The following is a 12,330-nucleotide window of genomic DNA, read 5'->3' on the forward strand; positions in this document are numbered from 1 at the left end:
CCGGCGGTAGCGGCGCACGCACGCGTCCACGGCCTCCTCGCACTGGGCCTCCGTCGCGCCGTTGCAGCGGCCCGCCACCCAGATGCTCGCCACCAGCCGCTTGATGTCCCACTCCCAGGGCGCCGGGAGCGTCTCGTCGAAGTCGTTGACGTCGAAGACGAGGTTGCGCTCGGGCGTGGCGTACATGCCGAAGTTGGCCAGGTGCGCGTCCCCGCAGGCCTGCACCTTCACGCCGATGTTGGGCGTGTGCGCCAGGTCGTTCGCCATGAGGATGGCCGAGCCGCGCAGGAAGGCGAACGGGTCCACCCCCATGCGCGCGTGGCGGATGGGCACGAGCGAGGGGAGCCGCCCGCTGTTGCTGGCCTCCAGCAGCGCGATGGGATCCGGCCGGTCCGCCGGGGGCTCCCACCGGCCCTGCTCCGCGCGCGGTGTCTTCTTGCGCAGGGCCCGGCCCTGCTGCTTGCGCTCCCGGAGGTCGGGGATGTGCTCGGGCGTCAGCGTGGGGGTGGCTTCCGGCTCGGTCAGGTCATGCCGCACCACGACGCGGGGCTCGCGGCGGGCGCGGAAGGACGAGGCGCGGCGCTCCAGGGCGCGTGTCTTGGATCGGGCGGACATCCAAGCGAGGTTAAGCACTCCAGCCGGCTCGGACCGAGCCAGGCCGTCTGCTCTCCGAGGGGCCTTACCCTCCCCGCTCGCTTCGTGGGGTTCCCGGCAGCCTGCCCGCCCGGCGGAGCGGCGTCTTTCGAGAGCCACCCCCGTCGGGCATCCCCATGTTGTCCACAGAAAGGGAGGTGCCCGATGGCACAGGACCAGGACAAGGAGAAGCTGCATTCCGACGACGACAAGGAGAGGCTCTACCCGAAGGTCGACTCGGGTGACGTCTCGGGTCAGGGCCGGGAGCGCTTGCCGGACGAGGAGTACCCCAAGCACCGCAACGCGGGCGAGTTCGGTACCCACGGAGGCCCCAACAAGGCTGGCAAGGAAGACAAGAGAACCATCCATGCCCCGGGCAGCTCCAAGGCGGGTTCCCAGTAGCCTGCGCGCCCCGACGACTCGCAGCGGACGGACGGTCCGTGAGACCTCGGAGGCTCCTGTCCGAGAGGACAAGGAGCCCTTCGACATCGAGGTGGTGCTCGCGCGGGTGCGCGAGTCCATCCGGGGTTTCGCGGACGCCGCCATGTTCGAGCTGTCGGCGCGCGGCCACACCAGCCTCTTCGAGCAACTCGTGGCGTGCATCCTCTCCATCCGTACGCTGGACGAGGTGTCGCTGCCCGTGTCGCTGAAGCTGCTGTCCCACGCCCGCACGCCCGAGGCGATGCGCCGCCTGGGGCCCGAGCGTATCGAGGCCCTCATCCGCCCGGTGACGTTCCACGAGCCGAAGGCCCGGACGATCCACGCCATCGCGGTGCGGACGGTGGAGGAGTTCGGCGGTGAGCTGCCGGCGGACGCGGAGGTATTGCAGTCCTTCAAGGGCGTGGGGCCCAAGTGCGCGCACCTGGCCCTGGGAATCGCCTGCGGGCAGGAGCGCATCAGCGTGGACGTCCACGTGCACCGGGTGACGAACCGCTGGGGTTACGTGCGGGCGCGCTCGCCCGAGCAGACGCTGGCCGCGCTGGAGGCCTCTCTGCCCCGGGCGCACTGGGTGGAGCTCACCCGCCTGCTGGGGCCCTTCGGCAAGCACGTATGCACGGGCACGCGGCCCCGGTGCTCCACGTGCCCGGTGCTGTCCATGTGCCGGCAGGTGGGTGTGCGCGACCCGCGTTGAGCGCTGTCACCGGTTCAGGGCGAGCAGCTGCGTCGCCTGACGGGCGAACCGCCGCCACGGGTTGGTGCGGCCACCGTGGGCCAGGGTCATCTCCTTCGCGTGCGACAAGTCCCTCTCCCAGCACGTGTCGAGCTTCGAGGCGAGCCGCCGATCCGCCACCACGAGGGAGCCCTCGCGCATCCGGTGGAACGAGAGCGCGTCCAGGTTGATGGAGCCCACCACGCTCAGCCAGTCGTCCACGAGCACCGTCTTCGAGTGCAGCATGGAGGGCTGGTACTCCCAGATGCGCACGCCCCCCTTCAGCATCCGCTCGTAGGTGGCGCGCTGCGAGGCGCGGACGATGCGCCAGTCGTGCACGGGCCCCGCCGCGAGCACCCGCACATCCACGCCCTGCTTCCGCTTCTCCAGCAACTGCTCGAGGATGGCGTTGGGCGGGGTGAAGTAGGCGTTGGCGATCCACAGGCGCTTGCGCGCGGCGGCGAACACCATGCGCAGCATGCGCTCGGCATCGGAGAGACCCGAGCCGCCCGCGCTCTCCACGAAGCAGGCGGAGACGTCTCCCTCCGCCTCCGGATCCAGCTCGGGGAAGCAGCTCTCCGGCAGCAGGGCGCCGCCACACTCCTGCCAGGTGCGCGCGAAGGCGAGCTGCATCCAGTGCACCGCCCGCCCCTCCACGCGCACGTTGGTGTCGCGCCACTCCTCGGGGCTGTCCCCCTCGCCCTGCCACGACTTCCAGATGCCGAAGCCCCCGGTGAAGCCCACCTTCCCATCGAGGATGACGAGCTTGTGGTGGGTGCGCCCGAAGAGTCGGCCAAACCACCGGCCCGAGAGCGGCCGGAAGTAGTGCACCTCGACACCGGCCTCGCGCAGGCGGAGCTCCACCTTCGGGTTGAAGTCGTGCTCGCCGCGGACCTCCTGGCTTCCCACGGGGTCCACCACGACGCGGCAGTGCACACCGGCATGGGCGCGCTCGCACAGCGCCTCCACGATGCGGTCGGACGGCTCGCTGGGGCGCCAGATGAAGACGAGGATGTGGATGGACTCGGTGGCCCGGCGGATGGCCTCGACGACTTCGTCGAAGATGGCCCCGTTCTCGACGAGCCCCACCCGGTGTCCCGGCTGCATCCGCACGCGGGTGGACTGATAGAGCGCGTGGCAGAAGGCCTGGTACCCGGGTGGCAGCGCCGTGGGGCCGGTCATCTCATGCTGCTGATTCTGGTGGTCGGGCTCCTCCCACCCCCTCGCGACTGGCTGTGGCGATAGCTCGTCCATGGCCGGGGAAGGTAGGGACGGAGCCCGTGTGGGGAAGCCCTCGCGAGCCGCACCGGGCCCGCCCGCCTGCTCGGGCGTGTAGGTGGGTTCCTCCCCTGCCCCTACTGGACGGGAGTCGGCGCCCGGAACACCTCGCCGTCCTGTCCCTCGAGGATGAGGCTGGCCTCGTCCTTGGGAGACACGCGCAGCGAGGCGCGGGGCTGCCCCTTCCTGTCCACGAGGAGCAGACCCGGAGACCCATGCTCGTCGGCGCCGAGAATGGCCCGGGCGCGCCCATCCTCGTCCGCGAGCTCCAGGCGCGAGGAGCCATCGGACATCAGCCCCACGGAGAAGAACTCGGAGCCGCCGTTGTTCGCGAGCACGAGGCGCGGGGCCTCGTCCGAGTACACGGTGAGCTCGGCGAGCATGGAGCCCTCGCGGGTGGCGAAGCGGAGGCGGGGCGAGCCGCTGGCGTCCACCCCGAGCAGGGCGCGGGGCCGACCCTCGGCGTCGTGCAGCACGAGGCCCCCCTCGCTCCCGGCCTGGGCGGAGAGGGTGGCGCGCGTGCGGCCCCGCTCATCCCGCAGGGTGAGCCGCGAGGCCACCAGTTCCCCGCCCTCCGAGGGCCACAGCGGGCGCAGCACGGCCGTGCCCACCCCGAGCGCCCCCAGCGCGAGCGCGGCGACGGTGAGGGACTGCAAGCGGTGGCAGCGGCGCTCCAGGTTCTCCAGGCGCGAGTCCAGGCTCTCCATCAATCGAGACCTCCCCGCCCGGAGGCTAACCGAGCCGGCCCGGCGGTGCGCGGCTCTGTCCACCATCGACACCCACACCGGGGTGAGGGTGGCCGGAAGCGGGGACCGACCCTATCCGCCTGGACCATGACCCGACGACTTCTCGCCCTGTCGCTGCTGCTCGCACTGGCCGCATGCGTGCGCAACCCCCTCACTGGAAAGCGCCAGTTCTCGCTGGTGTCCACGCAGGAGGAAATCGCCATCGGCCAGCAGGCCTCGAAGGACGTGCAGCAGTCCATCGGGCTGCTGCCCAACCCCCAGGTGCAGGAGTACGTGGCGCGGGTGGGCAAGGCGTTGGCGGCGAAGTCGGAGCGGCCGGACCTGCCCTGGAGCTTCCAGGTGCTGGACGACCCGACGGTGAATGCCTTCGCGCTGCCCGGCGGCCCCATCTTCATCACACGCGGCATCTTCACCCACATGAGCTCCGAGGCGGAGCTGGCGGCGGTGCTGGGGCATGAGATCGGCCACGTCACGGCGCGGCACTCAGCCGACCAGATAACGCGCACCCAACTGGCGCAGCTCGGGCTGGGGCTGGGCTCGGTGCTGTCGCCGAACCTGGCGAAGTACGGCGAGCTGGCCTCGGCGGGGCTGGGGCTGATGCTGCTCAAGTACGGGCGCAACGCGGAGACCCAGTCCGACGAGCTGGGCCTGCGCTACATGCTCGACGCGGGCTACGACGTGCGCGAGATGGAGGACCTCTTCCGGATGCTCTCGCGCACGCAGGCCTCCCAGGGGGACCGGCTGCCCACGTGGCTCTCCACGCACCCCGACCCGGGGGACCGCCTGAAGGCGACGCAGCAGCGCCTCGCCGCGCTCAACGTGAACCCCGCCACGCTGCGCACCGAACAGGCGAGCTACCTGCGCCTGCTCCAGGGCATGGCCTACGGGGAGAATCCGCGGCAGGGCTTCTTCCAGGGCGCGCGCTTCTTCCACCCGGAGCTGCGCTTCCAGCTCGACTTCCCCCAGGGCTGGAAGACGGCCAACCAGACCCAGGCGGTGCTCGCGGTGAGCCCGAAGCAGGACGCCTTGATGGCGCTCGCGGTGGCGGGCACCGTCCCTCCCGAGCAGGCGCTGCGGCAGTTCTTCTCGCAGCAGGGCGTGCAGCAGTTGCCCGTGGCGACCGCGGGCCTGCCACCCCAGGCGAGCTACTTCGAGGCACGCACGGAGCAGGGCGTCATCCACGGGCTGACGGCCTTCTTCAGCCATGGTGGCACCACCTACCAGCTGCTCGGCTACACGGCCGCGGCCCAGCTCGCCGCGTACGACCCGGCCTTCCGCGCCTCCTTCACGAGCTTCCGCGAGCTGAACGACCCGGCGATGCTCGCCGTGCAGCCGGCACGCATCGAGCTGGTGACACTCCCCCAGCCGATGACGCTGGCGCAGTTCCACGCGGGCTCCCCCTCCACCATTCCCCTGGAGGAGCTGGCCATCCTCAATGGCGTCACCTCGGGCGAGACGCTCCCCGCGGGCCACACCGTCAAGCGCGTACTGGGAGGCGAGCTTCCCCGACCCCGGTGACGCGTTCCTTACAGAGGATTCCTGTTCAGCTTGGGAAATCCAGACAGCATTGACAGACGCCTTCTTCTTGCTGTTCAATGAACCCACGATTCGCCAGGAAGGTAATGGATACTCACCTTCCAGCTTTTACCCGGGTTCAGCTGGCACGGAGGATGCGATGTCCCTCGAAGCATTCACGAAGGTCTCCGAGGCCTCGAAGCTGTTGGTGGAGCAGGGCTTCTCGCCGCAGGCCGTGATGTCCTCCATCCAGATGGTGGGCCAGGCGCTCGGCGTGGACCGGGCCCTGGTGTACGAGAACGGCTCGTCGCAGACGCCGGGCCGGCGCCTGTCGGTGATGCGGCACATGTGGGGCGATGCCCCGATGACGCCGCTGATGCAGACGTTCCCGCTGAAGGACCAGATGGCGGGCTGGGTGGAGGTGCTCTCGCGCGGGCAGCCCATCTGGGAAGTGGTGCGCAACATCCACGGCTCGATGAAGGTGAACCTGGAGGCGCAGGGCGTGCAGTCGGTGCTGCTCAGCCCCATCAACGTGGGGACGATCAACGGCACGTGGTGGGGCTTCCTGCGGCTGGACGACTGCCAGAAGGAGCGGCGGTGGACGGCCGAGGAGCTGAACATCGTGAAGACGCTGTCGCGCTCGCTGTCGAGCGCGCTGCGCCAGGACCTGCGGCGCGAGGCGCTGGCCCAGACGCGCAGTGACCTCGAGGCGATGATGCTGCGCTGCGCGGCGACGGGCACGCGCTAGACTCCTCACGGAAGCCCAGGACTCGCGGCTCGCTGGCACCTCCAGCGGGCCGTTGGTGTTTTTGGAGTCCCGGTGGTTGGATTCCGCACCGCGTGTCCTCGACCGACCAACCCTCCAACGAGTCCGAACCGTCTCCCTCCCCGCCCCCCTTCTCCACAGGGGTGACGGTGCTCTGCACGGTGCTGCTCGCCCTCGTCGGCATCTTCTTCTTGAGCGTCTCGGCACAAGGGGGGTCGCCGCTCGGCATGCTCGGGCAGCCCATGCCGCTGGCGGCGCGGTACTTCGATCGCGAGTTGGAGCTGGCGGATGCCTCGCCCAACGCGGTCCCCTGGGCTTCCCTGCTCAAACGGCTCTTCTTCTCGCCCACCACCGACCTCCTGGACGAGGCGCACCAGGAACTCCGCTCGGTGCTCGAAGCACACGAGCGCGGGGAGATCCACGGCGCTCCGCCGGAAGTCCTCCGGATTGAAGGACGGCTCATGCTCGTCCTGGCCGAAGCGGGCAAGCGCGACCTCTTGAAGGCGCGGCTCGACAGACTCGCGGCACGCGGGCCGGACGGGGAGCGCCTCGCGGCGATGGTGCGCTTCGCCTACGGGCTCTCCGACGAGCGGCCCACCGCGGGGGAGGTGGAGGCGATGCTGGTGCTTCTGCGCGAGGAGGGACGCCCAGATCCTACCTGGGCCTCGGACCGGTTGGCGTCGCGCGTGCTTCGCCGCCTGGGCAACGAGCCGGACGCGCGGGCCGCCGAGGAGCGCATCCTGGAGCGGGGAGCCCGGGCGCTGACGCGGGCCCTGTGGTTCTCGGGAGGTTTCGTCGCGTTGATGCTCGTGGGTCTGACGCTCGGGGCGCTCCGGCTCAAGTCGCGCGAGCCGCTGCCTCGGCTGTCGTCGGGGGTTGGCCCCGCCCCCTGGTCCTACGCCGAGGGCTACGACCTGACGGTGCGCTCGGGCGCTTTCGGCCTCGTCGCCGTCCTCGTCTACTCCACGCTCCTCGGGGTGCTCGCCGCGGACGCCTTCCCGATGGGCCTCCCCTTCACCACCCTGGTGGGCTCGCTGCCCATGCTGTACTACCTGACCCGATGGGTGCCGGCGGTGCACGGCACACGTCTCGTCGAGCTGTTCGGCCTCCGGCTCGAAGCGCCCGTCACGGCGCTGCTCGTCGCCACCCTGGTGCTCATCGGGCTCGAACAGCTACCGGGGATGGGGGTGAACCTCTTGAGCCAGCAGCCCTGGTACGAAGGGGTGCTGGAAGGGGCGATGTTCGGCGGTCCCCTGGAAGTGGTGATGCTCTTCGTGGATGCGGTGATCTGGGCGCCCTTGTTCGAGGAGATCGCCTGCCGGGGTCTCCTCTACACGTCGCTGCGCACCCGGTTCGACCCCTGGAAGTCGGCGCTGGTGAGCGCGGCCCTCTTCACCCTGCCTCACATGTACTCACCGCTCGTGGCGCTGGGATTGTTCCTCGGCGCCGTCGCGAGCGCCGTCATCTACGAGCGCACGCGCAGCCTTCTCCCCTGCATCCTCGCGCACGCGGTGAACAACGCCCTGGTCTTTGGCGCGCTGCTCGTCTACCGGTGAGCCCGAGCCAGGGCTCAGCGGCGATCCCGGTCCAGGTCGGCCAGGATGCGGTGGAGGTACCAGGCCTCCGACTTGCCGGGATGGCGCTCCTGGAGACGGGCCAGGTGGCGCGCGAGGGACTCCTCGGCCTGGGCGCGCGGCAGGTGGACGCGGTGGAGGTACTGGTTGCGCAGGCGCTTCACGGGGTCGGTGAAGCGCAGGCCCCACACGATGAGCCCGACCAGTCCCGCCGCTACCAGCACCCCGATGATGACGTTCCCGTCCACGCTCACCTCAGAAAAGCTTCCACCACTTCTTCTTCGGAGGCTCGGCGGGCTTCTGCTCGGTCGTCGTCGGCGGCGGGCTGGGAATCTCGGGAGCGGCGGCCTTCTTCGCGCGAGGCGGGGCCACGGGCCGGCGGCCGTACCGCTGCTCCAGCGCGCGGGCCTTCGTCTGGAGCGCCTTGCCCTTCACCGGGTCCACCATGGCCACGTAGTTGGCGTAGCCCACCGCGGAGGCGATGACGTCGCCGCTGTTGCCCCACCGCTTGCCCTCGGGCCCGGTCTTCTCCAGTTGGTGCAGCAGGGCCCGGAAGCGCTTGAGCGTCTGGCGGTCCACGCCGGGCTTGTCATTGACGACGACGCCCGTCACCTCCTGCTGCCGGCCCCGGCGCAGCACGCGCGTCTTCTCGGGGTGCGGCGTGAAGTCCTCCTGCCCCACCACCCAGCGCACGAAGCGCAGCAGCTCGCCTGCGTCGTGCGGCCCTGGCCCGTGCGCGGAGAACGTCAGGTCATCCGCGTAGCGCGTGTAGACGAAGCCCAGCTTGCGCGCCGCGCCCGACAGCCGCCGGTCCAGCCGCCGGCAGAGGATGTTCGTCAGCGCGGGCGAGGTGGGCGCGCCCTGGGGCAGGCGCCGCGTGCCCTGGGTGACGAACCAGCGCTGCCCGTCCAGCTCCACCTGTTCCACGTCCGGCTCGGTGCACAGCAGCGCCAGCGCCGTGGCGGTGGCCTCGCTGTAGCCCAGCTTCGCGAAGACGCCCTTTACCCGCGGGTAGCGCACCGAGGGGAAGAAGTCCTTCAAGTCCAGGTTCACCACCATGCTCGCGCCCACGTGGGGCCGCGCATTGGTGACGATGGAGCGGCCCTCGCGGAAGCCGTGGGCCGCCTCGTGCACCGGCACCTTTTTCAGCAGGTTCTCCAGCACCCACGCCTGCGCCGCCTTCAGCCGGGGCATGGGCGCGGAGATGAGCCGGGTGCCCCCCGTCTTCTTGGGCAACAGGAAGCGCACGTAGTGGCTGGTGGTGGAGGCCGTGCGCGTGAAGCACAACGCCCGGAGCTGCCCCACGCTCAGGCCCATCGCCCGCGCCAGCGCCTCGGGGGCGGCCAGCACCGGCAACCCCAGCTTCCCCAGCCGCGCCTCGTCCGCCGTGCGCGCGCTCAAGCCCCCGGACACGCCCCGGCCCAGGAAGAGCACCTCCTTCGCCTTGCGCTCCTTCCACGCCTCGGCGCGCAGTTGCCGCTCGCGCTCGCGCCGCTCCTTCGTCTCCCGCTGCTTGCGCCGGCTCTCCTCCATCCGCCGCTTGCGCAGCTCGAGCTTCATCGCCTCCAGGTTGCCCAGGCGGCTCTGCTCGGTGGCGAGCGCGCGCAGCTGCCCCCGGAGCTCGTTGCGCCGGTGCAGCACGTCCGCCGGGTCCCCGGGGATGCCGCTGCGCGCCGGCCAGAAGCCCAGGCGCACCATCTCCTCGAAGATGACCTCATCCTTCGAGGTGGCGCGGATGCGGTCGTACAGCTCCTGGCGGTTGGTGGGTCGCTCGGAGGACATGGCGGTTCATCGAGGGAAGGAGGGTCCGTCCACGCGACGGTCAGAGAGCACCTTCGTACTGCTCTCGGGACTGGACCGGCTCAACTCCAGCGGCGCCCCCTCCCTGTCGCATGCAGGACCGACGCGGTCGACATCGCTGCTGCGACAGGGAGGGAGGCGCCGCACAGTGAAGAGCGGGCCAGTGAAGCATGACAGGCCATGAGGCATGGACGGCGAAACACCGTCCGGGTTGCAAGGTACTGCCCCCTGACCGCCGCGTGCGCGGACCCTCCCCCTGCTCATGTGCGAGACACCCGTGAGTGCTGGAGCCGCAGCGCGAGCAGGTGCTCGCACGGCCCCCGGAACAACTTGTTCTGCTGGAAGAAGTTGCACGTGCACTCGCCAAAAACCATACGCTGGTCCCCATCGAGTCGCAAAGTGGGACGGAGCACCTTCTGGCCCTCCTTCACCGAGCCGCTCAGCTCCAGCGAGCCATCCACGCTGGAGGCCCGCGCCGTCACGTTCACCGCCCGCGCGTCCACGAAGCGCGTGGCGCGCTCCTCGCGCTCGTTGGCGAAGCGCAGCTTGTCCAGGGGCAGCGGCTCGCGGCTCAGCTCGCGCGCCCGGTACACGCCCTTGTTCAAATCCCAGATGGCCCGCCCCGCCTGCGTCCACGCCGAGAGCGCGCCGAGCACCGTGCCCCGCTCCAGCCCCAGCTTCGCGGCCAGCGCCTCGGGCGTCGCGGACCACGTCGCCTTGAGCGCATCGAAGACGCGGCGGCGGGTGAGCTCGTCCACCTGCCCGCGCGGTGCCATCAGGTCGAAGTTGCCCGCCGTGGCCCAGTCATTGGCCGTCCACCCGGACAGGCCCAGGGTGAAGGACAAATCCCCCAGGTCCGCCACGTAGAAGGACGGCAGCCCCGAGCCCAGCAGGTGCACGGTGAAGCGCTTCGCCACCGGGACGAGCCGCTCCAGTACGCCCAGGCGCCGGCGGCCCCATACACGGATGTCGTGCGTGCCCTCGCCCTCGTACACCGAGCGCCGGCACACCACCTCCGTCCCCCACGGCTCGAACACCACCTTCACCGGCTGCCCCGGCGCCAGCTCGTAGCGCATGGAGCGCGGGCCCTTCTTCTCCTTGTGCCGCTTGAGCACGAAGAGGAAGTTGTGCACGTCCATGGGGTGCAGCGTGAAGCGCACCGCCGGCAGCGCCATCGCCGAGTTCACCTGGAGGAAGCCGCGCACCCACGAGTCCGGGAGGTCGATCTTCACCTCCTTGTAGGCCGCGTCCGTGCCCGTCTGGGTGGTGAAGCCACTCGGGTCCACCTCGAAGCGCGTGCGCTTGTAGGAGCGGATCTTCTGGAACTCGTCGTACAGCGGCGACGAGTAGTCGATGTTGGTGGTACCGCAGGAGAACTCGCCGACGTTCTGGAACACCTCGTAGCTGGCACCGAGCCGGCCGTAGCTGGACTCGTCCTGGCTGAAGCACTCGAAGAAGCACTCGTCCGGGTGGACGGTGATGACCGGGTCGTAGACGAACCACAGCTCCCGGTGCTTCTCGTAGAGGAAGCGGAAGTAGCGCGCGCGCGCCTCGTGGAAGCCGCTCAGCCGTCTGGCGCTCTCCACCTCCAGCTGGGCGAGTTCCTCGCGCAGGGCCTTCACCCGGCTGGCCACCGACTGGCGCTGCGCGGCGATGGCCACCAGGTCCCCCTCCTCCTGCTGTGCCGCCCAGGCCTTGTAGGCCGTCTTGTCCTTGGGCTTGAAGCGCAGGTCGGACACCACCACGGCGTGGAGCGCGGAGATGGCCTCGCGGAAGGCCACGTTCCGCCGCAGTTCGCCCGAGAAGAAGGTGGGCTCCCGCTTGAGGTCCGGCGCGAAGGACAGCTCGGTGCTGTCCCCCCGGTGCTGCACCGCGGTGCTGCCCGCGTAGGAGTACTCAAACTGCACGGCGGACCTCCACCGGGACGAGACGGAAGGGCATGGGGACGGACGGCTGCGCCTTGGCGATGGCGAGCATCGCCTCCAGCGCCGCGGCCCGGTGCTCGATGGCAATGGTGGCGGACATCCGGTGCAACACCTCCATGGCCACGCGGCCCGAGGCCTCGGTGCTCCGGCCCTCGCGCTGGAGGAAGCCCAGCACCCGCTGGCGCGCCACGCGGCCCCGGTTCACCTGGCTCAACACCCGGATGAAGTACGGCGTGAGTTGCTCCACCCGCTCCGCGTTGCCGCTGGCGAAGCGGTCCAGGTAGTTGGTGGCGAAGAGCTGTACCTCGGGCGCGGGGTGCTCGGACAGGCGCAGCAGGAGCGCGGGCCCGTCCTCCTCGCGGAAGGAGCGCGTGAGCAACTCCCTCCCGAAGGCCCGCACGTCCTCGCGCACGCTGTCCGCCACCGAGACGAGCACCTCCAGCGAGAAGTCCTCCGGGGCGAAGCGCTCGCGGAAGTAGCGGAAGCCGAAGGCGCGCGCGTCCTCCCAGCGCGAGTCCAGCAGGCCCACCGCCGTGGACAGCTCCGCGCGCACCTCGGGGAGGTGGGACTCCAGCCAGCGCCACCCCCACTCGCGCACCGCCAGCACGTCATGTCCGGCGAGCCTCGTCACCCGCGGCACCTCCACCGTCAGCTCCACGCCACGGCGGGCGAGCAGCGCGGCCCCCACGCCCTGCGCGGCGGCGTCCTCGGACTCGAGCAGCCGCCACGTCGTCTCCGCCGGCAGCAGGGCCAGCGCGGGCGCCAGCTCTCCGGACAGCACCGCCACCACGTGGGCCGGCACGCCCTCGGGCAGGCGGCGGCGCAGCAGGGCCGACAACAGGGCCTCCACCACCCGCGCCCCGGCGGCGGGGCTCGCGGCCAGCAGCCTCCCGAGCATCGGTCGCACCGCGGCGCGCACGTCCGGCAACCGGCGGGTGGCCAG

General features: G+C 70.6%; 12 protein-coding genes. 5 read left to right on the top strand and 7 right to left on the bottom strand.

The window, feature by feature from the left end:
* Positions 1 to 615: DUF2252 family protein (locus tag VF794_RS17505; RefSeq protein ID WP_331111852.1), on the bottom strand; the 615-nt coding region annotated here is incomplete at its 3' end.
* 183 nt (positions 616 to 798) lie between these two features.
* Here VF794_RS17505 and VF794_RS17510 point away from each other — a divergent pair.
* Complete coding sequence (locus VF794_RS17510; RefSeq protein WP_331111854.1) at positions 799 to 1,035, top strand: hypothetical protein; 237 nt, start codon at positions 799 to 801, stop codon at positions 1,033 to 1,035.
* Entirely contained in the window at positions 1,001 to 1,765 is a 765-nt protein-coding gene (locus tag VF794_RS17515) for an endonuclease III (protein WP_331111856.1), read from the top strand. Before VF794_RS17510 ends, VF794_RS17515 begins: the two co-directional genes overlap by 35 nt.
* A 6-nt stretch (positions 1,766 to 1,771) precedes the next feature.
* Here the strand turns inward: VF794_RS17515 and VF794_RS17520 are convergent, their stop codons facing one another.
* Positions 1,772 to 2,965 carry a phospholipase D-like domain-containing protein gene (locus tag VF794_RS17520; protein ID WP_331111857.1) on the bottom strand — a complete coding sequence of 398 codons (1,194 nt, stop codon included), beginning with the start codon at positions 2,963 to 2,965 and terminating at the stop codon, positions 1,772 to 1,774.
* Positions 2,966 to 3,138: 173 nt separating this feature from the next.
* Positions 3,139 to 3,768: a hypothetical protein gene (locus VF794_RS17525; protein WP_331111872.1), complete on the bottom strand. Its 630-nt coding sequence runs from the start codon at positions 3,766 to 3,768 to the stop codon at positions 3,139 to 3,141.
* A 126-nt stretch (positions 3,769 to 3,894) separates the two neighbouring features.
* Here VF794_RS17525 and VF794_RS17530 point away from each other — a divergent pair, with 126 nt between their 5' ends.
* The 3 genes from VF794_RS17530 (at position 3,895) to VF794_RS17540 (ending at position 7,644) form a co-directional block, all read left to right on the top strand.
* Complete coding sequence (locus VF794_RS17530; protein WP_331111859.1) at positions 3,895 to 5,325, top strand: M48 family metalloprotease; 1,431 nt, start codon at positions 3,895 to 3,897, stop codon at positions 5,323 to 5,325.
* 157 nt (positions 5,326 to 5,482) lie between these two features.
* Positions 5,483 to 6,070: a GAF domain-containing protein gene (locus tag VF794_RS17535; RefSeq protein WP_331111861.1), complete on the top strand. Its 588-nt coding sequence runs from the start codon at positions 5,483 to 5,485 to the stop codon at positions 6,068 to 6,070.
* A 92-nt stretch (positions 6,071 to 6,162) separates the two neighbouring features.
* On the top strand, positions 6,163 to 7,644 hold the full coding sequence (locus tag VF794_RS17540) for a type II CAAX endopeptidase family protein (RefSeq protein WP_331111863.1): 1,482 nt from the start codon (positions 6,163 to 6,165) through the stop codon (positions 7,642 to 7,644).
* Positions 7,645 to 7,658: 14 nt separating this feature from the next.
* On the opposite strand, the gene VF794_RS17545 is transcribed toward VF794_RS17540, so the two are convergent.
* The 4 genes from VF794_RS17545 to VF794_RS17560 form a co-directional block, all read right to left on the bottom strand.
* A complete protein-coding gene (locus VF794_RS17545; RefSeq protein ID WP_331111864.1) occupies positions 7,659 to 7,916 on the bottom strand; it encodes a hypothetical protein in 258 nt (85 codons plus the stop codon).
* A gap of 1 nt (position 7,917) precedes the next feature.
* Entirely contained in the window at positions 7,918 to 9,444 is a 1,527-nt protein-coding gene (locus tag VF794_RS17550) for a reverse transcriptase family protein (protein ID WP_331111866.1), read from the bottom strand.
* 278 nt (positions 9,445 to 9,722) lie between these two features.
* Positions 9,723 to 11,369 (bottom strand): SWIM zinc finger family protein, encoded by a 1,647-nt coding sequence (locus VF794_RS17555; protein ID WP_331111868.1) that lies wholly within the window; start codon positions 11,367 to 11,369, stop codon positions 9,723 to 9,725.
* Positions 11,359 to 12,330 (bottom strand): hypothetical protein (locus VF794_RS17560; protein ID WP_331111870.1); only part of this gene is annotated, 972 nt, incomplete at its 5' end. The genes VF794_RS17560 and VF794_RS17555, both read right to left, overlap by 11 nt.

The sequence above is a fragment of the Archangium sp. genome (genome assembly GCF_036389735.1).
Classification (GTDB): Bacteria; Myxococcota; Myxococcia; order Myxococcales; family Myxococcaceae; genus Archangium.